We start from the raw sequence: 21,304 nt of genomic DNA, 5'->3' as shown, positions 1-21,304 counted from the left end.
TATGAAATACTTAATCGCATTTGCTCTCTTTTTCTTTGCCGTAAACTGCCGCGCGCAGTTTATTAATTCGATTGAATTCAAAGGCGGACTGCACGATACGAAAGGCGCTGAAACTAAAGGATATAATCTTACGCTTCAAGTCAAACGCAGCCTAAGTCGTAATTTGGATGTCTACGCCGTAGCGGGCAATTACTGGTGGAACCAAAATGTTGTTCACGCCATAGTAGACGATAAAATCTATAACTCGTTCAACGAAAGCGATCATAAAATGTATCTGTTCGGGCTCGGACTGCGAAGAGAGATGGATACGGTCAAAACCGTTTCGTTTTTCCTCGAAATGGAAATGGGACTTTCGTATATAACTTATAATAAATACGAGAACGAAATACTCGCTTTCGAAGGCTATCCGGTATACGTTGCGGCTTTTAATGGCAGAGAGGTAACGGAATATACTTTCCTGGCGGGTTTCGGCGCCGGAATAGTTCAGCACATGAGAGGAAATCTGGCTTTAATTGTCGAGTTCAAGCTGAATGCGTTCAGATTAAACGGCGAAGCAATTACTAATTACATGATAATGTCTGGTTTCAGCTTCGGTCTTTAATCATTCTTAAAACGCATCCTGAAACGGGCGGCAATATAATTTTGTCCGATGCTTCGCCGAGTTTTTCGACGCCTGCCCGTCGGTCGTTAACCAATATTTCCCAGTTGCCGGGCGGAAGAGGAAATTCAAGACTTTCTTCCTGCTCGGCGTTGAATAATACGGTAAAATGATCTTCGCCGTATTTGAGCAGGTATGCCAGTCCGAACTCGCTTTTGACGTGGTCGAAAAACGCTATGTCGCTATAATTAGCTTTTCTGAAGGCTTCATATTTATTCCGTAATTTTATCAAGCCTTTGTAATAATCGACCAAGTCTTTGTTTATGTCGGCGTGAGAATAATTTATGTAATTTGTCTTGTTGTCCTTGTTGTAAGAATCGTTGTCCATAGTGCCTTTTCTCGGATCGGGCGCTTTTACATTATAAGGAATCACTTTCGAGCGGGCGAATTCCTGTCCTTCGTGAATCATTATCATACCTTGAGAAGTGAGAAGGAAGAGAGCCGCAAGTTTGTTTAGCTTAAGCTGGCGAGGCGAAAGTTTGACGAATTCGTCGACTTTTTTGATTATCTTATGAGCGTCAACTTCGCCCGAGGCAATTCTGATAAAATCCCCGAGAGTATAATTGTCGTGTGATTCGAGATAATTAACCGAGTGTTCTTTTTTATTGTAAATTCCGTATTCGTCTCGTCTCAACGTGCCGTTGACGTAGCTTTTAATTCTTTTGGGCGAGTTGTTGCCGTACCATTTGCCGAAAATCCATCCCTTGCCGTTAAAAGGATTTTCTCCTTTAATGCCGTTTCGAATCTGGTCGTTCCAGGCAGCCCAGCTTCTGTCGGAAAATCCTCCGGGATTATAACCGCCTCCGCCCCACGGTTCGGCTATTAGTATAACGTCCGGATTTATTTTCCTGGCTTCGTCTGTAAATCGTTCGATTGTTTCCCAGTCGATTAGCGTTGCAATGTCGAACCTGAAACCGTCTATGTGATATTCTTTCATCCAATAGAGAAGGCTTTCTATTATCAATCTTCTTACCATCGGGCGTTCGGTTTTCAGGTCGTTGCCGCACCAGCTTTTCGATTCGAAATTACCGTTTTCGTCGAGCCTGAAATAATATTCTTTGTCGATTTGTTTCAAATTGCCGAGTTCGTATTCGGAAAAATGATTGTATACCACGTCGAGAATGACAGCAATATTTTCTTTGTGAAAGGCTTTTACCATTTCCTTAAAATCTTCAATCTGCCTGCCGCTTTTGCCGATCCATCTGTTCCAGCGGAAAGAGGGTGTTTTTTCGGAATAGTATGCCGCGGGCGCAAAATAGGCGGCTGTCATATATCCCCAGTGATTCCTTTCGTACGGATTAATATTGTTGATAACGCCGTTTTTGATAGTGCCGTACGGGAGTTCGCAGTAACCGTATTCATGCACGGGTAAAAGCTCTACTGCGTTTGCGCCCAACGATTTTATATAATTTAACCCTCCTTTGATACCGGGTTCGATCATTCCTTTGTAAGTACCGGGATTAATCGCTCCCGAAGTTTTGTGGATTGTCATATCGCGGACGTGACATTCGTATATTATCAAATCTCTCCAATCTCGACGGACGTATGACGTTCCTTCCCAGTCGAAATCTTTTTGTTTTATTACGATTGATCGGCGGGGATTTTGATAAGTGGTAAAAGTAGCGACCGCCTTTGAATAAGGATCGGCGCATATCGGTTTGTTCGGATTTGATACGTCTTCTCCTTCGTGATAAACTTTATAACCGTAAAATTTGCCGGTCAGGTCTTCGTCAATCTGGATTTCCCAAACTCCGTCGTCGTCCCGTTCCATAAAATATTCACGGCAGAAAGAATCTTCCGGTTTGTCGAAAACGCAAAGTCTTACCTGAATAGGAGAAGGGGCAAACAATCTGAACGTCGTTGATGTGTCTTTAACAATCGAGCCTAATTCTTTATCGGAATAATAACGGTCTAATTCCTGATATCTTTTTTGAAATTCTGAAAGTTTTTTTTCTTTTACTTCCGGCTGATTATCTATAACAAACATTTAATAATCCTTTCTTAACGGAACAAAAACGTGTCGTGTTTAATTATCGAATAAAAAATATAATTCTTGAACTCGATTAGTTGATTGATAATAAATGATTTTTTTTTTGCAATATTAAATAAATGCAGGCAATAGACTCCCGCATTTCAATCGTCAAAGATAGAAATCGAAGGCGAGAAAAAGAAGTAAATAATTATCCCACGAAAAACGACAACATAATGCCCGCAGCGACAGCCGAGCCGATAACTCCCGCCACGTTGGGCGCCATGGCATGCATTAAAAGATGGTTTGTCGGATCGTATTGTAATCCCACCGTTTGTGAAACGCGGGCGCTGTCCGGAACTGCGGATACTCCAGCATTGCCGATAAGAGGATTGATTTTATTTTTATCGCTCAAAAATAAATTGAGAAATTTAACGAAAAGAATTCCGCCCGTCGTTGCAATAATAAACGAAACCGCGCCGAGTACGAAAATGCCGACCGATTTGGCAGTCAGAAAAGTAGTTGCCTGAGTAGAAGCTCCGACAGTCAAACCGATTAGAATTGTAACAATATCGATCAAAGCTCCTCTCGCCGTTTCAGCCAGTCTTTTCGTAACGCCGCTCTCTTTCAATAAATTGCCGAAGAATAACATTCCAAGAAGCGGAATTGCCGAAGGAGTTATTGAGCATGTAAGAAGGAGTCCTACAATCGGAAAGAGCACTTTTTCGAGTTTCGAAACCTGCCGTGGCGGTTTCATGCGAATTGTTCTTTCTTTAGGCGTGGTCAACAATTTCATTATCGGCGGTTGAATGACCGGCACGAGCGCCATGTACGAGTATGCTGAAATGGCGATTGCGCCAGTAAGTTCGGGAGCGAGTTTTGCCGAGAGGAAAATTGCAGTTGGACCGTCGGCTCCTCCGATTATAGCAATAGCAGCCGCTTGCTGGGGAAGATATCCCAATGCCAAGGCAATCGTATAAGCTCCGAAAATTCCTATCTGCGCAGCGGCGCCAAGTATAATTAACTTGGGATTCGACAACAAAGTCGAAAAGTCCGTCATTGCGCCGATACCAAGAAAAATCAACGGAGGATAAATACCGTGCGTCACTCCGTAATATAAATAACTGAGGACGCTCCCTTCTTCATATATTCCGACTTTTAAATTTGCCGCTTCTGCAAAAGGTATATTCCCGATTAAAATTCCGAATCCGATGGGCACCAGTAGCAACGGTTCGTATTCTTTGGTGATTGCAAGATAAAGGAATATCAACCCTACTGTAATCATTATTAAATGTCCGACAGTAACGTTGGCAAACGCAGTATACTGCATGAAAATGTCGAAACCGTGACCGATAAATTTGAAAAATTCCATCATAGTTTAGCTCCCTATTTCCACCAAAACATCGCCTTCCAGGACTGAATCTCCGGGTTTTACTTTTACCGCCGTAATTTTCCCTTCTTTGTCTGCATTCACGTTATTTTCCATTTTCATCGCTTCGAGAGTAAGCAGTTTGTCTCCAATTTTAACCGTATCGCCTTCTTTAACGTAGACGGACAAGATAACTCCGGGCAGAGGAGATTTAACCAATCCGGCTCCTTTTCTTTCTGCCGGTTTGCTCGTTTTTTTTGTAGAAACGTCGATGTCCGTGCTCGGAGCCGCTACGCTTCGAACGAGTTTGGGCGTCTTGGGCGTCTGTACTTTCTTTTCGAGTTCGACTCTGTAGCGTGTGCCGTTTACTTCCAGTTCGGCTATATTGTCTTCGAAATTCAAAATTTCGACGTCGTAATTATTGCCGTTAATGGTAAACTTGAAATTTCTCATATTAACCTCTCGAACGTGGATATTGGCGCAAGCCGTAAATTTTTGAGCTCCACGGCGAATAAACGCGAGCGACGCGGTTAATCGTCAACACCATGTTTTCCTTGTCGTGAAGTTCGTTCAGGTAAAGAAAAATCGCGGTTGATATTGCTGCGTTTACTTCTCCCGTTAATTCGTGGCTTTCCGCTTTTGATTCGCTCTGCGCTTGTTTCTTTTTAATTCTGTTGTTTATTGCTTTGGTCAGATTATAAAACACGATATAGAGCAGCAGTAGGGACGAAAAGACGACCGCCATACCGATAAAAGTCAGCCCGATTCCGTAAGCGTCGAGCTGGCTGAATTTTTCGGCGTTCTGTTCTATTCTGCTGCGCGTCAATGTATCAATTGCCGATTGCTGGAAAGCAAGCAAAAACATGTTTCACCTATAATGGAATATTCGAATGTTTCTTTGGCGGATTAGTATCTTTTTTGGTTGATAACGACTGAAGCGCCCGAATAATTCTGAACCTCGTATTACGGGGCTCTATAACGTCGTCTATATAACCGTACTTAGCCGCAACGTACGGATTTGCAAATTTATCTTTATATTCTTTTTCTTTTTGAAGAATGAATTGAGTCCGTTCTTCGTCGTTTTCGAATTTTGAAATTTCCTTATTATGTAAAACTTCAATAGCGCCGCGCGGACCCATTACGGCAATTTCAGCGATCGGCCAGGCGTAATTAATATCGCCTCTCAAATGCTTCGAACCCATCACGTCGTAAGCTCCGCCGTAAGCTTTTCTGAGAATTATCGTAATTTTTGGAACGGTTGCTTCGCCGTAAGCAAAAAGGAGTTTCGCTCCGTGAAGAATAATGCCTCCGTATTCCTGAGCGGTGCCGGGCAAAAATCCCGGTACGTCTACAAGCGTAACAATCGGTACGTTGAATGCGTCGCAAAAGCGAACGAATCGACCGGCTTTTCTTGAAGCGTTAATGTCGAGCACGCCCGCAAGATAATTCGGTTGATTGGCTACGATGCCAACCGGAATTCCGTTGAAACGGGCAAACCCGATTACAATGTTAGGCGCGAAATATCTTTGAACTTCGAGAAATTCATTGTTGTCCACAATCGAATGTATTATGTCTTTGACGTCGTACGGTTTGTTCGGATTGTCGGGAATGACCTCGTTCAGAAAATCGTCTACGCGGTCGATCGGATCGTCGCATTGAATTACAGGCGGGTCTTCCAGATTGTTCTGCGGCAGGTAACTTAGGAGTTTTCTGATCAGCAAAATTCCTTCTTCTTCGTTCTCCGCTACAAAATGCGTAACGCCCGATTTGGACGCGTGTATCATGGCTCCGCCGAGTTCTTCTTCGGTTACAACCTCGCCTGTTACGGTTTTAACCACTTTCGGACCGGTAACGAACATATAGCTCGAGCCTTTCGACATTATCGTGAAATCCGTCAATGCAGGCGAATAGACAGCGCCCCCTGCGCAGGGACCGAATATTGCCGAAATCTGAGGTATTACGCCGGATGCAAGTATGTTTTTCTGGAATATATCTGCGTAGCCTGCAAGACTGCGGACGCCTTCCTGAATTCTCGCACCGCCGCTGTCGTTAATTCCGATTACGGGGGCTCCCATCTTGAGAGCTTTATCCATTATTTTGCAAATTTTTTGGGCGTATGTCTCCGAGAGCGAACCTCCGAACACTGTAAAGTCCTGCGAAAATACATAGACAAGTCTCCCGTCGATTGTGCCGTATCCGGTAACAACTCCGTCGGAGAGATACGATTTTTTGTCCAATCCGAAATCGGTCGTTCTGTGAGTAACAAACATGTCGAATTCTTCGAAACTACCGTCGTCCAGAAGGAGTTCGATTCTTTCGCGCGCAGTCAGTTTGCCTTTGTTGTGTTGAGCTTCGATACGGGATTTTCCGCCGCCGAGCCGGGCTTCTTCCCGTTTTTCCATCAATTCTTTTATTTTTTCGCTAATAGGCATTCTATTAAACCAGTTTATTTATTTTCGTTTTCGGGATGTTCGCACAATTCGGTCAAAACTCCCCTTGTTGATTTTGGATGCAGGAATGCAATTTTCAATCCTTCTGCTCCGAGCTTAGGTTCTTCGTCAATAAGAGTTATTCCTTTTTCGGAGGCTTCTTTCAAAGCTTCGGGCAGATTTTTTACGGCGAACGCAATATGGTGGATACCTTCGCCTTTGGCTTCGATGAATCTGCCGATGGGACCGTACGGTTCGGTCGATTCGAGAAGCTCGATTTTCGTTTGTCCGACCATAAAAAATGCGGTGCGCGTTTTTTGCGTTCTTATTTCTTCTATCGAATAACATTTGAGACCGAGCACGTCCTCGTAGTATTTGATAGCCTGTTCGAGGTTTTTAACGGCTATGCCGATATGTTCGATATGAGTGATTTCCATTTTTGCCTCCGGTTAGATTATTACTTGTTCTTTGTATTCTCCGAATACCGATCGGAGCGTGTTGCAAATTTCCCCTATGCTCGAATACGCTTTGACGGCTTCGATTATATAGGGCATTAAATTGACGTCTGTTTCGGCTGCCGTTTTTAATTCTTTTAATTTTTGTTCTGCCAGATCGTTGTTTCGTTCCGATTTGATTTTTCTAAGAAACTCGATCTGTTCTTTCTGAACGCGCTCGTCTATTTTCAATAATTTTCCTTTGTGTTCTTCCTGCTCGGCGAATTTATTTACTCCTATTATAATGCGTTCTCCTTTTTCGACTTCCTGCTGATATTTGTATGCGGATTTTTGAATCTCCGTTTGGACGTAACCGAGCTCGATAGCGGAGACCATTCCGCCGAGAGCGTCGATTTTTTTGATATACTCTTCGGCTTCTTTTTCGATTTGGTTCGTAAGAGATTCAACATAGTATGAGCCTGCGAGCGGATCGATTGTATTTGTAACGCCGCTTTCGTAAGCGATAATCTGCTGAGTGCGCAAAGCAATTTTTACCGATTCTTCGGTTGGAAGAGCGAGGGCTTCGTCCCGTGAATTCGTATGGAGACTCTGAGCGCCGCCGAGCGTAGCCGCTAGCGTTTGAACCGCGACTCGTATGATGTTGTTGTCTGCCTGCTGAGCTGTCAATGCCGATCCGGCTGTTTGCGCGTGGAATCTGAGCATCATCGATTTCGGCTTGACTGCTTTGAAACGGTTTTTCATTATTTTAGCCCAGAGTCGTCTGGCGGCTCTGAACTTAGCCACTTCTTCCAGCAGGTCGTTGTGAGAATTGAAGAAAAATGAAAGTTGACCTGCAAAGTCGTCCACGTTCAAACCGGAATTGATAGCTGCTTCGACGTATGCGATGCCGTCGGCAAGAGTGAATCCCACCTCCTGCGCCGCGGTCGAACCCGCTTCTCTGATGTGATAGCCCGATATCGAAATTGTGTTCCACTTCGGGATTTCAGCGGAGCAGTACTTGAAAATGTCGGTTATCAGACGCATCGACGGTTTAGGCGGGAAAATATAAGTGCCCCGCGCTACGTATTCTTTCAAGATATCGTTTTGAATAGTGCCGCTCAGTTTTTCTTTGGAAACGCCTTGTTTTTCAGCTACGGCAATATACATTGCAAGCAATACGGAAGCCGGCGCATTGATCGTCATCGAAGTCGAGACTTTATCTAGCGGAATTTGATCGAACAGAATTTCCATATCGGCAAGAGTGTCGATAGCGACGCCGACTTTCCCTACTTCGCCGAGCGCCATCGGATCGTCGCTGTCGTAGCCGATTTGAGTCGGCAAGTCGAAGGCTACCGACAATCCCATCTGCCCTTGCGAAAGTAAGTAACGGTATCTCTCGTTCGATTCGCGAGCCGTGCCGAATCCGGCGTACTGGCGCATTGTCCAGAGTCTTCCTCTGTACATTGTAGGTTGTACGCCCCGCGTATAAGGATATTTACCCGGATAACCGATTTCTTCGTCGTAATTTTCGGGCATATAGTCATTGGGCGTGTAGAGCGGTTTTATTTTTGTGAATGAAGGAGTGGTGAATTCAGGCTGTCGTTCCGGGAATCGTTCCACGGTTTTTTTGTAAAAATTTTCTTCCCAGTCTGCATAAGTTTCTTCGATTTTCTTTTTCAGTTCTGTCAGATCCATTTTTAACTCCTTAAAAGAATAAACATTGTATCAATAAGCGTGCCGTATTATTACTGACGGGAACGGGATTCAATAAGCGGTCAAAAAAAGACAAAAAAGTCACAAAATAAAGAGACGCTTCTCAGTTTTTAGAAAGATAAAGTCAATAAATGGAAAATACCAGATATTTTTTTCGCATTTACACTTGACAAAAGTCAGAATAAACTCTATTTTTTGACTCGATTTTTTTACTTGTTCTTAAAAATATTCCGCGTTAGCTCAATGGTAGAGCATGCGGCTGTTAACCGCAGGGTTGCAGGTTCGAGTCCTGCACGCGGAGCTAAAGTAAAATAGAGCCCCTAAATAGACGACAGGGGCTTTTTTGTTTGGCTACTCGGCTTATAATAATGCCATCCCTCCGGGATTTTTTTCCTTCTTTATTAACGCAGTTTTACAATAATGCCACGCCTTCGGCGTTTAATTCTCAATTGAATCTATTATTAAAGATAATTAACATTCTCAGTGTTATTGAATATGGTTTGGTTAAAGAAATACGTTTCTGTCTTTCACGGGTGTATCTTTTTTAAATTCGGTTTTAATTATGTGAAAAATACCAAACCCGGAGGGTTGGCATTATGATAGACTGATGATAAAGAATAATAGTATAAAACCCGGGACGGGTGACATAATGAATGGGCAATTCGTATTTCACATCGTAGGGTTTTTTATGATGATATTCAACGATATAATAATATCATCCCTCCGGGATTTTTTCTTATTTGTTGAAGCTGTTTTACAATAATGTCACGCCTTCGGCGTTTTGTTCTCAATTGAATTTTGTATTAAAATTATTTCGCGTTCTCAGCGTTTGTTGATTATGGTTGTTTGATGTAAATACGTTGCCGCTTTTAAAGAATGTATCTTTTATAAATTCGGTTTTAATTATGTGAAAAATACCAAACCCGGAGGGTTGGCATTATGATAGACTGATAGTAAAGAATAAGAGTATAAAACCCGGGACGGGTGACATAATGAATGTGGCAATTTGTATTTCACATCGTAGGGTTAACAATATAATAATATCATCCCTCTGGGATTTTTTTTCTTCTTTATCAACGCAGTTTTACAATAATGCCGCGCCTTCGGCGTTTTGTTGTCAATTGAATTTGTATTAAACGCATATCGCGCCTTCGGCATTTATTTGTTACTAGACTGCTTGATTTTTTGATGTTTAGCGCCTTCAGCGTCGAGCTTCTTAGCATTTCTTATATCGCTTAAAGAATTAATTACGCCGAATTAATGTTATCTTAATATCGAACTATTATATTGCGTTTATAAATTCAGGTGAACTTATGACAAAAAACATAACTCGTTTCTTTGCGATTATACTTGTTTCAATCTTATCGCAAACATTCGCTTCCGTAAAAGACGAAACTCCCGCTAAAGTAAAACTCGTCGTTCAAATTGTCGTCGACCAGTTGAGAGCGGATCAGCTCGATAAATACTCGGCGAATTTCTCAGATGGCGGATTCGAGTATTTGAAAAAGAATGGATATTATTTCAGCAATACAAAAATATCATACGCCCGCAGCGCAACCGGACCAGGGCACGCGTCGATTGCAACCGGTTCCGTACCGGCATACCACGGTATTGTAAATAACGATTGGTACGACAGGATTTCAAAAAAGAAAGTTTATTGCGCCGAATACAACGGGATCATATCGCCGCAAAATTTGATTGGCTCCACACTTTCGGATGAAATTTATATTTCACAAGCGGGGAAGGCAAAAATTTTCGGCGTTTCTCAAAAGGACAGAGGAGCGGTTTTCCTCGCCGGACATTTCGGCAAAGCCTTCTGGATGGCTGACGATTCGATTAAATTCGTTTCGAGCGAATACTATTACGATAAAGAACCCGGTTTTCTAAAAAAATATAACGCTGAAATTAAAGAAGATAATTATTCCGGGTACGGTTGGAAGCCTCTTTACGAACCGGAAAGATACGTTAATTTTACGAACAAGAAGCAGACGGAGAAATTCGGACTGGCGCGCTTTGATAATCCGTATGAACCGTCGGCGCTCTTGAATTCTCCGCTGGGGGATTCGCTTACTTTTGAACTGGCTAAATTTATCGTAGAAGAAAATCGTCTCGGTAAAGACGGGCATACAGACTACATTTCGATTTCGTTTTCCTCAACGGATAAAATAGGACATTACTTCGGTAATTCTTCGATCGAATTTGAAGACCAGATTTACAGGCTCGATAAACTGATTGCAGGTTTAATCGACTTCCTCGATAAATACGCGGGAATGAATAACATACTTATTACCTTGACCGCAGACCACGGAGCTAAAGATTCATTCGTCCCTTCAAACGGAAACTGCAACTCAGCCGCCGAAAGCGGATTCAATGGCAGTTTGAGAGCGATATGCAACGATTTTATTAAAGAAAAATTGAAAGTCAATTTCAACGCGGTCGAAGAAATCATTTTGCCGAATATTTATTTGAATGAAGACGCTGTTAAAAATAACGGTCTGAAAGTAGAGGACGTTGAAATACTTCTTAAAGAATATCTGAGAAATAAGAACGGAATTTACGACGTATATACATCGTCCGAGATAGAGCGGAATAATCTTCTTTTGAATATGATTTCTTCAAGGGTAATAAACTCGTACTATCACAAGAGGTCGGGCAATCTGTACATAGTTTTCGAACCGGAAATTCCCGGCGGCGACAAGTTCTACAATCGTTCCGAACACGGTACGCCCTGGAATTACGACGTTTCGATCCCGCTTTTTTTCTGCGGACCGGAAATAGCAAATGGAAGAAACGACGACGAAGTTTATATAGAAGATATAGCCGCGACAGTCGCAAGCTATCTCGGTTTGAAATTGCCTTCCGCCGCTTCGGGAAAAGTTCTTCGATTGAAAAGAGTGGATTAAATATTGGAGAGTAAATTGATGTTTTTTATTTCGCCGGCGACAACCAGTCTGTCTTCTTTCCGGATTACGTAATCGGGCGAAGGAAAAGGGATCACTCTTTCGTTGTCGCCGTTTGATTTTTTTATTGATAGAATATCGACTCCGTATTCGGCTCTGACGTTGAGTTCCCTGATCGATTTATCGTAAAAAGATTCCGGCGCGGTAATTTCCATAATTTCATAACCTTCTAGAAAATGCACCCTCTGCTCTTTTTCGTTCATCATTATACTGCTTGAAAGAGACGATGTAATCTCGCGCTTTTCGATTTCAAGATTATAAGCGTCCTGAATGTCTTTAAGAGAAACAATTCCCGCCAATTTCATTGAATCGGCATTCTCGATTACAGGAATCGATTCATGGTCGTATTTTCTCATTCTGTCGATAGCCGCGCTGCAGTTGTCTTCAGGAGTGACGTATTCGAATTTTCTGTTCATAATATCCGCGGCTATTAAAACGCTCGAGAGAGAATCTTTTTCGAAGAGGAAATCTTTAATCATATCGACCGAAATTATTCCCTGTAATACTCCGTTTGCGTCGACAACCGGAAATTCGCGACCTCTGTTGTGTATCAGCTTGTTTACTATAGTTCCGAATTTATCCTCGATAAAAATTACGCTTTTGGGATCGGGTTTATTATAAACGTCTTTAATCAGAATCGATTCCATTATATTTATTTCTCGGCCTTCTTTGATGCCGATATTTCGCATCACGAGCTTGAGGGTGTAAATCGATTCTCGGGAAAGTTTTGTGGAAAGAATCATGCTGATAATGCAAGTAATCATCAATGGCAATATGATTTTATAATCGTTCGTCAGTTCGAATACAATAATAATTGCAGTAATAGGGGCGCGCGTTGTGCCAGCTACCAGTCCACCCATTGCAACGAGCGCATAAGCGCCCGGCTCGGCTGTGATTTCGGGGAAATAGCCGTGAACCATTTCGCCGAAAAATACTCCAATCATTGCTCCCATGAACAAAGAAGGAGCAAAAATACCGCCCGAGCCTCCCGAACCCAATGTAACCGAAGTGGCGACAATCTTTGCAAAGAGCAATCCGATTGCCAGATACCAGATTAAATTTCCGTGCAAAGCGAGATTAATCGTGTCGTAGCCGACTCCCATCACATGAGGAAATTGAAGGGCTATAATTCCGATAATAATTCCGCCGAGGGCGGGTTTTATTTGTTCGGGTAGTTTGAGTTTGTTGTCGAAAAAGTTTTCGGAAAAATAGAGCAGCTTGATGAACAGGTATGAAAACAAGCCGCACACGGCGCCGAGCAAAAAGTAAAACCCGATTTCATAAGGCGAAGCGTAATGATAATGAGGCACAATGAAAGCCGCAAAATCGCCTTCGAATGTATGCGATACCACGGTAGCCATTACCGAAGATATAACTATCGGAGAAAATTGTACGATTGCAAAATCCATCAAAATTATTTCGACGGCGAAAAGAGCCCCGGCAATAGGCGCGTTGAAAGCCGCTGCAATTCCTGCCGCTGCTCCGCAGCCGACCAGGGTTTTCAGGCGCCTCGACGGCGCTTTGAAGAATTGACCGATTGTAGACCCTATTGACGAGCCGATTTGAATAATCGGACCCTCTCTTCCGACCGACCCGCCCGTGCCGATAGTAATAGCGGAAGCAATCGATTTAATCAAAGCTACTCGAGGGCGTATGATTCCTCCTTTCAATAATATTGCCTGCATCACTTCGGGAACGCCGTGACCTTTTGCCTCGGGCGCTAGGTAATAAATTATCGGTCCGACTATCAATCCGCCCAGCGCGGGAATGATAATTAGAAGATACCATGGAGTGGCGGATAATACGTCGAGAAGATTAGAGCCGCTTCCGAAAGAGATCGCCGTAATTGTTTTTATCAGCCATCTTATCCCGATAGCCGAAAAACCGGCTAACAAACCGATTATAATCGCTATAATCAGAATGAATGTGTACTCAGTCATTTTTGCTCTTTCGAGCAAGGAAAGCATTGCGTCAGATAAACGACGATAGAATTTCTTCATTGCGTATTCTTTTCATAAGCGGATATCCGAACTTTAAAATAACCATTTTTGCAAGCTTGTCAATATTTTAATCTGCGAAAGGGAAGAAAAAACTTTTTAAGATGCAGGCTGCAATATCGATTCTTCTTTTATCAGCATGACGTTATTACGCCATTTGATTTTCGAATTGAAAAAAGGTATAAACCAGATTGCGAAAATCAGCAAGTCTTTTATGGGAATAAGTAAATAGAAGTAAAACTTATGACTGCGGTTTGTCTGACGAGATATGAGATAATCGAGAATTATTTTTATCGTAACCGACAAAATAAAGTAAACGAATACCCCGTTAAAGAACGGCAATAACAATAAGCCGAGAGCGACCGGGTTTGTAAGGGGTTCGAGAAGGTAATGATAAGGAGCTATTTTGAATCTCATTTTCGACCAGCGGCTGTGACGATTTATAAATTTTTCCGGAGGGATTTTTTCGTTTATATTGTCGATTGTAACGGGCGAGGTCATTACGCGGAATCCTGCTTCTTTGACTTTTTTGCCCATCATAAAATCTTCGGCGAGATAGCCGGCAAATGCGTTAAATCCACCGATGACGTCCAACGCATTTCTGCGAATAAGAATCGCTTTACCGATAGTAATATTAATGTCTGCCAGAGACGACGCGATAAAAATACTCGGAGCTACGAACGCGTTCAAATGAATATTTTCCATCGCCGAAACCATGTTTTTTTCGCCGTAGCCGCGGATTGTCGCAGTAAGCATGCCGAGCCTGCGATCGTCGAAATGCGCGGTTAATTTAGCTAGGAAATCTCTGTCGCATTTCGTATTGCTGTCGCTTATCAGAATCAGTTCGCCGTTAGCGTATGGATACATATTAATCAAATTATTGACTTTCGGATTAAGTCCCGATTTACGACCGTCGATTACAAGTCGGGAATTTATATGATTGTACTTATTCATCACTTTCTCGATTAACGGGGCTGCGGGGTCGTCCTCGGAATCGATTCCGAATATTATTTCGTAATCCGGATAATCGAGCTCGAAAAACGAGCTTAAATTATCCTCCAGATTGTCGTCGATTCCTTTAACGGGCTTCAATATGGTTACGGATGGAGCTTCATCATTCTTTAAATGCGGAACAGCTTTTTTCTCTTTGGCTTTTATGATGAAGTAGAGGGAAACAAGAGCGTAGAACAAACCGGGAAGCAATACAAGTAAATATATAATTGAACTCATTTCGGGCTCCTGTCGATTTTTTTATAAATTTTTCCGCTCTCGCTGTCGTGAAGAAATTTTTCTATTAAGCCGGCGTAATAGCGTCCGCTGGGTCGGATTGTCCGTTTATAATTGTTCTCGTAATCGACCTCGACCAATCCGAACCTTTTTGATTTTCCATAGAGCCATTCGTAATTGTCCATCAAACTCCAATAGAAGTAACCTTTGATATTATGTCCTTTTTCAAGCTGCTTTCTTACGATTTTTATATGCTTTTTGATAAATTTTTTTCTGGCATGATCGTCTTCTGTGGCAATCCCGTTTTCAGTAATAATTATTTCTTTATTATAACGCGAAACAAGTTTTATTATTTTTTTTAAGCCTTTCGGATAGATTTCCCAGCCCGTATCGGTAGCGGGATTCTTAGCATAGAGAAAAAAAGGATTCTTTAGACTCAGTTTGAATTTGGTATGGAGACGGTAATAATAATTAATGCCCCAAAAATCGATTTTGTCGTTAAGGTTTATCGGCATGTCGAATTTTAGTAACGGCGGAAAATTGACGGCAATTCGATTCGTAATAAAAGCGTCGAGAAGCATAACGTTGAAAAAACGGTCGATTCTCCGGGCTATACTTTTGTCGGGATAAAACCATTCCCGCGCCTCTTTGAAAATAATAAAATGCTTTGCTATTCCGGCATAACTTACGGAATTGTAGGACTTTAGAAGTTCATAAGCTCCGGCATGAGCCTTCATCATATTATAGAGCGCTTTCATCATCAAATTCAGATCGCTAAAAGCGGGAGGAAACTTAGCGTCGGCATAAGCGGCAAGCGACCAAACAACCGGCTCGTTGAACGTTATCCAGTATTTTACCCGGTCTGCCAGACGGCTGAAAATTAAATCGGAATAATCGAGAAATCTTTTAATGGAATCCCCGGTCTGCCACGGAGAAACGTCGTGAAACCAATATGGATGCGTGAAATGGTGGAGCGTGATCATCGGTTCGATGCCTTTTTCAATCAGGCGGTCGACTATAGCGTCGTATCTGTTGAGCGCTTCGAGAGATACTGTGTTTGGCTCTGGTTGGAGTCGTGACCACTCCAATGAAAATCTGTATGCGTTCTGATTCAATTGTCTTATCATATCGATATCATCTTCCCACATTCTCCAATGATTGGAACCATTTTCGTACGGCGGATAACCGAGCTTCTCTTCGTTATCCGTAAAGTCGTTTTTTATATTCCCTTCAATTTGAAAAGACGATGTTGCGCTTCCCCACAAAAACATCAGAATTCCGTAATGAGTTAATGCCGTAATACGCCGCTTTATTAGAACGGCTTTTTATTGACAACAATTTAGTAAGCGATTATTAAGGAATTATTAACGGAACATTAAAAAAATATTAAGGAGCTTGATTCGATATAAAAATATCGATATATTTGTATCGATAAAAAAATATCGAAAGGTGTTTTATGGTACCCGTTAAAGAAACAATCACTATTCCCGAGCCGACTCTCAAAAGGCTGCCGAGATATATTGACATTCTCCGAAATTTACAGGTCAAAGGCGAAGAATACGTTTCGAGCAGTTACATTGCTTCGGTTCTCGATCTCGATCCGATACAGGTGCGCAAAGATTTGAGTATTACCGGAATTGTCGGAAAGCCCAAGCTCGGATTCGAAGTGACGGAGTTGCTGCAGTCGCTGTTGAACGCTTTGAACTGGAACAACAAGAACGAAGCTTTTCTCGTAGGCGCCGGAAGCCTCGGCAGCGCATTGTTGGGCTACAAAGGCTTTAAGGAATACGGTCTGGAAATAGTTGCCGCATTCGACAACGACCCGAAAAAAATCGGCAAATCAATCAATGGGATCAAAATTCTCCCGGTAAAAAAAGTGACGGAAATGGCGAAGAGAATGCATATTCATCTGGGAATTATTACGGCTCCTGCCGAAGCGGCACAGAATATCGCCGATATGATGATCGAGGGCGGAATTATAGGCATCTGGAATTTTGCGCCCGTGCATCTTAAGACCCCGGGAAATATAATCGTAGAAAATGCGCAACTGTCGCAATCTTTGGCAGTATTGACTCACAAACTCTCGAAAGCGTCCATTATATGAGGAGCAAACCATGTTCGAATTGACCAACACAAACGCGGAAAAATTCAATAAAGTCTGTAAGATACTCGAGGAAAATCAATACGACCCTTACAGGCTAATCCCGATTTTGCAGGCTGTTCAAAACGAATACAGATATTTGCCCGAAGAAATACTCTATTTTATAGCCACTTCTCTTGGAATATCGCCTGCAAAAGTCTACGGCGTGGCGACTTTCTACTCGCATTTTACGCTTGAACCTAAAGGTAAATACGTTATCAAAGTGTGCGACGGAACGGCTTGCCACGTTAAAAAATCGGAATCGATCATTCAAACAATCGAAAAGAAATTGGGACTGTCTGGGTCCAAAAAAACTACCGAAGACATGCTCTTTACGCTCGAAACCGTTTCTTGCTTGGGCGCATGCGGACTGGCTCCGGTTGTAGTGGTTAACGAGGAAGTTCATTCCTTGATGACTCCTGAAAAAACAGAAAAGTTAATTGAAAATATCAGGAAGGAGGAGAACTATGCGGAAGCGGTTTGCTAACCTTGAAGAGCTGGCGCTCGATTATCAAGAATCGGGAAAATTAATTAAAAGACGCGTTACGATTTGCGCCGGCACCGGATGCGTCGCTAACGGCTCTCTCGACGTTTACAATGAATTTCAAAAGCAACTGGAATCGAGCGGTATATCGCACATTATTAAAATCGAACTAAAGAAAGAAAATCCGGATGCCGTTCTCGTAACCAGCAGCGGATGCCAGGGATTCTGCCAGATGGGACCTCTTGTTACGATCGAACCCGACGGTATTATGTATGTTAAAGTTAACAAAGAAGACGTCAATAAAATTGTCGAGCGGACGCTGATCGGAAATGAAATTATTGATGAGCTGCTTTATACGGATTTGTCTTCCGGAAAAAAATGTAAAGGAACGAACGAAATCAATTTTTACAAACGCCAGAAAAGATTTGTGCTCGGCAATTGCGGTAAAATTAATCCGGAAGACATTTATGAGTACATTGCTTCCGGGGGCTATAAAGCGGCTCGCAGGGCTCTTCTGGAAATGACCGGCGCTGAAATTTGCGACGAAATCTTAAAGTCCGGATTGCGCGGAAGAGGCGGCGGCGGATTCCCCACGGGTAAAAAATGGGAACTTACCAGAAAATCCGTATCGGACATTAAATATGTTATCTGCAACGGAGACGAAGGCGACCCCGGCGCGTTTATGGACAGGAGCATTATGGAAGGAAATCCGCATTCTGTTATTGAAGGAATGATGATAGCCGCAAAGGCTATCGGCGCATTTAAAGGATATGTTTATGTGAGAATGGAATATCCGCTTGCAGTCAAACGCCTCCGGATTGCGGTTCGACAGGCAAGAGAACTCGGGCTTTTGGGACTCAATATCTTCGACAGCGGATTCGATTTCGATATCGAAATTATGGAAGGAGCGGGCGCTTTTGTATGCGGCGAAGAAACAGCTTTGATGGCTTCTATCGAAGGCAACAGAGGAATGCCAAATCCCAAACCGCCGTTTCCGGCAGAAGCCGGTCTCTTCGGCAAACCGACGCTTATTAATAACGTCGAAACGCTGAGCAGCGTGCCGATAATTATACTGAACGGACCGGAATTTTTTTCTTCGATCGGAACCGAAAATTCACCGGGCACAAAAACATTCGCTTTGACGGGAAACGTCGTTAATACAGGACTGATCGAAGTGCCTTTCGGAACAACTCTGCGGGAAATAATTTTCGACATCGGAGGCGGAGTTTTGAACGATAACGGAGAAATTGACCCGGAGGCTTTTAAGGCTGTACAGATAGGAGGTCCTTCGGGCGGATGTCTGGTGGAGGAACATCTCGATTTACCCCTCGATTTCGATTCGCTCGGGAAAGCAGGCGCAATGGTCGGTTCGGGCGGATTGGTGGTAATGAATAAATCGACTTGCATGGTTCAGATGGCTCGTTTCTTTATGCAGTTTACTCAAAATGAATCGTGCGGTAAATGCGTGCTGTGCCGCGAAGGAACCAAACAAATGTTGGCTCTGCTCGACGATATTATCGAAGGACGAGCATCTTATGATACTATTTCTTTACTCGAAGAACTTGCCGGAGCCGTAAACAAAGGCTCGTTATGCGGACTCGGAAAAACGGCTCCTAATCCAGTATTGTCGACTTTGCATTATTTTAAGGATGAATATTACGCTCACGTGGAACAGAAAAGATGCCCCGCAAAACAGTGTAAAGCTTTGCTTACTCCTGTAATTATTCCTGAATTGTGCAAAGGCTGCGGACTCTGTTTGAAAAAATGTCCCGTAGGCGCAATTACCGGTTCCAAGAAAGAGCCGCACGCAATAAACGAAGAGTTATGTATAAAATGTATGGCATGCTTCGACGCCTGCCGTCTCAACGCTGTCGCTATCGGAGGTTAATATGGGAAATAATTTTTTGTACATAAACGGCGAAAAAGTTGAATTTTCTGACGAGCGCAATTTGCTCGAAGTAATCAGAAAAACAAACATCGAAATTCCGACTTTTTGTTACCATTCCGAATTGAGCATTTACGGCGCATGCAGAATGTGCGTTGTGGATATCGAAGGGCGCGGAATCGTCACTTCGTGCACCACCAAACCTCAGCCGGGAATGAAAGTAAAAACTCATACCGGAGAGGTGCGTAAAATCAGAAAAATTGCGCTCGAGTTGATTCTTGCGAATCACGACAGGAATTGCACCTCCTGCGTAAAAAGCGAGACTTGTAAATTGCAGAAATTATCGAACAACCTCGGCGTCGATGAAATCCGTTTCAAGGAAAGAGACATTCGTTTCGATCTCGACAGATCGTCCGACGCGCTGGTAAGAGACCCGAATAAATGCATCTTGTGCGGAGACTGCGTAAGAGCTTGCAGCGAAATTCAGGGCATAGGAGTTATCGATTTCGTCAAACGCGGAGAAAAATCTGCGGTTATGCCCGCATTCGGAAAAGAGCTTGCAAAAGTCGATTGCGTCGATTGCGGTCAATGCGCGCGCGTCTGTCCGACCGCCTCGATTACTCCGAATTATGAAACCGATAAAGTTTGGGAAGAAATTGAAAATCCCGAAAAGGTTGTTGTCGCTCAAATAGCTCCCGCTGTAAGAGTGGCAATAGGGGAATTGTTCGGGTTTAAGCCGGGAACGCTTATGACAGGACAGATTGTAAACGCGCTTAAAATGATCGGCTTCGACAGAGTATTCGACACTTCCTTTGCCGCCGATTTGACTGTAATCGAAGAAGCCAACGAATTTATTAAACGCAAACAGGACGATTATAAACTCCCGCTCTTTACTTCCTGCTGTCCCGGCTGGGTGAAGTTTGTCGAGTATTATCATCCCGAATTGATGAACAATCTCTCGACGTGTAAATCGCCTCAGCAAATGTTCGGTTCGGTCGCCAAGGAAATCTTACCCGGATCGTTAAACGTAAAGAAAGAAAATCTCGTTGTGGTTTCGATTATGCCGTGCACTGCAAAGAAAGCCGAAGCGAAACGACCGGAATTCAATCACGGCGGTATTAAAGAAGTCGATTATGTATTGACGACCGTGGAACTTGCGGCGATGATTAAAGAAGCCGGAATTAAATTTGAAAATCTGACGCCCGAACCGCTCGATATGCCGATGGGTTTCAAGACCGGAGCGGGTGTGATATTCGGCAGCAGCGGCGGCGTTTCCGAAGCTGTCGCGCGTTATGCATACGAAAAACTTACGGGTCAAAAACTGTTCGATTTTGAATTCAAACAATTAAGAGGCGACTCCGCTTTGAGAACTGCCGATTTGGAGATGAACGGAGTTAAAATTAAAATGGCTATAGTGAGCGGATTGAAAAACGCTTCGGAACTGATAAAGAAAATTAAGAATAAAGAAGCCGAATACGATATCGTTGAAGTGATGGCTTGCCCGGGCGGATGTATTGCCGGAGCTGGTCAGCCTTATACTACGGAATCAGACAATAAATGCAAACGCGCTTCCGCCCTTTACGAATCCGATAAAACCTTGCAGGTTCATAAATCGCAGGATAATCCGTACGTCTCGGAATTATACTCGACTTTATTGAGCGAACCCAATGGTCGAAAGGCTCACAAATTACTGCATACCAAATATTACAACAGACGACGCATTGCGCCGGAGAATTTGACGAAATTTGCTGAAAACGATTCAAAGAAACTTACTATTGAAGTTTGCGTCGGAACTAACTGTTACGTTAAAGGCTCTCAAAAAATAATTTCGGATGTACTGAATTATATCGAGAAAAAAGGTTTGTCGAATGCGGTGGCTCTCAATGCAACCTTCTGCATGGAAAAATGCAGCGAAGGTCCAAATGTGAAAATTGCTGGCGAACAATTGAGCGCAACCGATTCGGGAGATATAATCAAATTAATCAAGGAAAAACTCAGTCTTACTCAGGAAATAAATTATTGAAAAGAAAGCTCCGTTA

General features: G+C 42.9%; 16 protein-coding genes and 1 tRNA gene. 7 read left to right on the top strand and 10 right to left on the bottom strand.

The genetic code is table 11. The annotated features are described in order from the left end of the window. The first annotated feature begins 1 nt into the window (after nt 1). Complete coding sequence (locus tag ACSSWA_RS05035; RefSeq protein ID WP_437355468.1) at nt 2-601, top strand: hypothetical protein; 600 nt, start codon at nt 2-4, stop codon at nt 599-601. Here ACSSWA_RS05035 and ACSSWA_RS05030 read toward each other — a convergent pair. The 7 genes from ACSSWA_RS05030 to ACSSWA_RS05000 form a co-directional block, all read right to left on the bottom strand. Next, a complete protein-coding gene (locus tag ACSSWA_RS05030) occupies nt 585-2,645 on the bottom strand; it encodes an alpha-amylase family glycosyl hydrolase (RefSeq protein ID WP_437355467.1) in 2,061 nt (686 codons plus the stop codon). The two genes, ACSSWA_RS05035 and ACSSWA_RS05030, sit on opposite strands and share 17 nt — an antisense overlap. Before the next feature lie 193 nt (nt 2,646-2,838). After that, a complete protein-coding gene (locus ACSSWA_RS05025; RefSeq protein ID WP_437355466.1) occupies nt 2,839-4,002 on the bottom strand; it encodes a sodium ion-translocating decarboxylase subunit beta in 1,164 nt (387 codons plus the stop codon). 3 nt (nt 4,003-4,005) lie between these two features. Beyond that, nucleotides 4,006-4,449, bottom strand: coding sequence for an acetyl-CoA carboxylase biotin carboxyl carrier protein (locus ACSSWA_RS05020; RefSeq protein WP_437355465.1), 444 nt, complete (start codon nt 4,447-4,449; stop codon nt 4,006-4,008). A gap of 1 nt (nt 4,450) precedes the next feature. Continuing rightward, nucleotides 4,451-4,861 carry an OadG family protein gene (locus ACSSWA_RS05015; RefSeq protein ID WP_437355464.1) on the bottom strand — a complete coding sequence of 137 codons (411 nt, stop codon included), beginning with the start codon at nt 4,859-4,861 and terminating at the stop codon, nt 4,451-4,453. Nucleotides 4,862-4,868: 7 nt separating this feature from the next. Beyond that, a complete protein-coding gene (locus tag ACSSWA_RS05010; RefSeq protein ID WP_437355463.1) occupies nt 4,869-6,428 on the bottom strand; it encodes an acyl-CoA carboxylase subunit beta in 1,560 nt (519 codons plus the stop codon). Between the two features lie 14 nt (nt 6,429-6,442). Beyond that, the gene (mce, locus tag ACSSWA_RS05005; RefSeq protein WP_437355462.1) at nt 6,443-6,862 is read right to left on the bottom strand and encodes a methylmalonyl-CoA epimerase; all 420 of its coding nucleotides are present in this window, start codon (nt 6,860-6,862) and stop codon (nt 6,443-6,445) included. A 12-nt stretch (nt 6,863-6,874) separates the two neighbouring features. Then, a complete protein-coding gene (locus ACSSWA_RS05000; RefSeq protein ID WP_437355461.1) occupies nt 6,875-8,554 on the bottom strand; it encodes an acyl-CoA mutase large subunit family protein in 1,680 nt (559 codons plus the stop codon). A gap of 247 nt (nt 8,555-8,801) precedes the next feature. Between ACSSWA_RS05000 and ACSSWA_RS04995 the strand changes: the two genes are divergently transcribed. After that, nucleotides 8,802-8,873: transfer RNA gene (locus ACSSWA_RS04995), tRNA-Asn, on the top strand. Between the two features lie 1,012 nt (nt 8,874-9,885). Continuing rightward, nucleotides 9,886-11,475 carry an alkaline phosphatase family protein gene (locus ACSSWA_RS04990; protein WP_437355460.1) on the top strand — a complete coding sequence of 530 codons (1,590 nt, stop codon included), beginning with the start codon at nt 9,886-9,888 and terminating at the stop codon, nt 11,473-11,475. On the opposite strand, the gene ACSSWA_RS04985 is transcribed toward ACSSWA_RS04990, so the two are convergent. From ACSSWA_RS04985 to ACSSWA_RS04975, 3 genes are all read right to left on the bottom strand, one after another. After that, entirely contained in the window at nt 11,472-13,532 is a 2,061-nt protein-coding gene (locus tag ACSSWA_RS04985; RefSeq protein ID WP_437355459.1) for a chloride channel protein, read from the bottom strand. The two genes, ACSSWA_RS04990 and ACSSWA_RS04985, sit on opposite strands and share 4 nt — an antisense overlap. A gap of 96 nt (nt 13,533-13,628) precedes the next feature. Continuing rightward, a complete protein-coding gene (locus ACSSWA_RS04980; protein WP_437355458.1) occupies nt 13,629-14,759 on the bottom strand; it encodes a glycosyltransferase in 1,131 nt (376 codons plus the stop codon). Then, on the bottom strand, nt 14,756-16,027 hold the full coding sequence (locus tag ACSSWA_RS04975) for a glycoside hydrolase family 1 protein (RefSeq protein ID WP_437355457.1): 1,272 nt from the start codon (nt 16,025-16,027) through the stop codon (nt 14,756-14,758). The genes ACSSWA_RS04980 and ACSSWA_RS04975 overlap by 4 nt, the downstream gene beginning before the upstream one ends. Nucleotides 16,028-16,212: 185 nt before the next feature. On the opposite strand from ACSSWA_RS04975, the gene ACSSWA_RS04970 reads away from it, so the two are divergent. The 4 genes from ACSSWA_RS04970 to ACSSWA_RS04955 are packed head-to-tail and all read left to right on the top strand — an operon-like array spanning nt 16,213 to nt 21,288. Further along, nucleotides 16,213-16,860 (top strand): redox-sensing transcriptional repressor Rex, encoded by a 648-nt coding sequence (locus ACSSWA_RS04970; protein ID WP_437355456.1) that lies wholly within the window; start codon nt 16,213-16,215, stop codon nt 16,858-16,860. A 10-nt stretch (nt 16,861-16,870) separates the two neighbouring features. Then, on the top strand, nt 16,871-17,383 hold the full coding sequence (gene nuoE, locus ACSSWA_RS04965; protein ID WP_437355455.1) for an NADH-quinone oxidoreductase subunit NuoE: 513 nt from the start codon (nt 16,871-16,873) through the stop codon (nt 17,381-17,383). Next, a complete protein-coding gene (locus ACSSWA_RS04960) occupies nt 17,364-19,268 on the top strand; it encodes an NADH-ubiquinone oxidoreductase-F iron-sulfur binding region domain-containing protein (RefSeq protein ID WP_437355454.1) in 1,905 nt (634 codons plus the stop codon). The genes nuoE and ACSSWA_RS04960 overlap by 20 nt, the downstream gene beginning before the upstream one ends. A 1-nt stretch (nt 19,269) precedes the next feature. After that, nucleotides 19,270-21,288 carry an NADH-dependent [FeFe] hydrogenase, group A6 gene (locus ACSSWA_RS04955; protein WP_437355453.1) on the top strand — a complete coding sequence of 673 codons (2,019 nt, stop codon included), beginning with the start codon at nt 19,270-19,272 and terminating at the stop codon, nt 21,286-21,288. Nucleotides 21,289-21,304: the final 16 nt, after the last annotated feature.

The sequence above is a fragment of the Melioribacter sp. Ez-97 genome (assembly GCF_051488665.1).
Lineage (GTDB): Bacteria > Bacteroidota > Ignavibacteria > Ignavibacteriales > Melioribacteraceae > Melioribacter.
Note: the sequence above shows the minus strand (reverse complement) of the source record. Positions and strands in the feature narration are given on the sequence as shown.

Excerpts from the sequence above, each read along its gene's own strand:
- ACSSWA_RS04955 (WP_437355453.1), top strand. The coding sequence starts at position 19,270 with ATGGGAAATAATTTTTTGTACATAAACGGCGAAAAAGTTGAATTTTCT.
- ACSSWA_RS04975 (WP_437355457.1), bottom strand. The coding sequence starts at position 16,027 with ATGTTTTTGTGGGGAAGCGCAACATCGTCTTTTCAAATTGAAGGGAAT.
- ACSSWA_RS05025 (WP_437355466.1), bottom strand. The coding sequence starts at position 4,002 with ATGATGGAATTTTTCAAATTTATCGGTCACGGTTTCGACATTTTCATG.
- ACSSWA_RS04990 (WP_437355460.1), top strand. The coding sequence starts at position 9,886 with ATGACAAAAAACATAACTCGTTTCTTTGCGATTATACTTGTTTCAATC.
- ACSSWA_RS04970 (WP_437355456.1), top strand. The coding sequence starts at position 16,213 with ATGGTACCCGTTAAAGAAACAATCACTATTCCCGAGCCGACTCTCAAA.
- ACSSWA_RS05000 (WP_437355461.1), bottom strand. The coding sequence starts at position 8,554 with ATGGATCTGACAGAACTGAAAAAGAAAATCGAAGAAACTTATGCAGAC.
- mce (WP_437355462.1), bottom strand. The coding sequence starts at position 6,862 with ATGGAAATCACTCATATCGAACATATCGGCATAGCCGTTAAAAACCTC.
- ACSSWA_RS04985 (WP_437355459.1), bottom strand. The coding sequence starts at position 13,532 with ATGAAGAAATTCTATCGTCGTTTATCTGACGCAATGCTTTCCTTGCTC.
- ACSSWA_RS05020 (WP_437355465.1), bottom strand. The coding sequence starts at position 4,449 with ATGAGAAATTTCAAGTTTACCATTAACGGCAATAATTACGACGTCGAA.
- ACSSWA_RS04980 (WP_437355458.1), bottom strand. The coding sequence starts at position 14,759 with ATGAGTTCAATTATATATTTACTTGTATTGCTTCCCGGTTTGTTCTAC.
- nuoE (WP_437355455.1), top strand. The coding sequence starts at position 16,871 with ATGTTCGAATTGACCAACACAAACGCGGAAAAATTCAATAAAGTCTGT.
- ACSSWA_RS04960 (WP_437355454.1), top strand. The coding sequence starts at position 17,364 with ATGCGGAAGCGGTTTGCTAACCTTGAAGAGCTGGCGCTCGATTATCAA.
- ACSSWA_RS05030 (WP_437355467.1), bottom strand. The coding sequence starts at position 2,645 with ATGTTTGTTATAGATAATCAGCCGGAAGTAAAAGAAAAAAAACTTTCA.
- ACSSWA_RS05015 (WP_437355464.1), bottom strand. The coding sequence starts at position 4,861 with ATGTTTTTGCTTGCTTTCCAGCAATCGGCAATTGATACATTGACGCGC.
- ACSSWA_RS05010 (WP_437355463.1), bottom strand. The coding sequence starts at position 6,428 with ATGCCTATTAGCGAAAAAATAAAAGAATTGATGGAAAAACGGGAAGAA.
- ACSSWA_RS05035 (WP_437355468.1), top strand. The coding sequence starts at position 2 with ATGAAATACTTAATCGCATTTGCTCTCTTTTTCTTTGCCGTAAACTGC.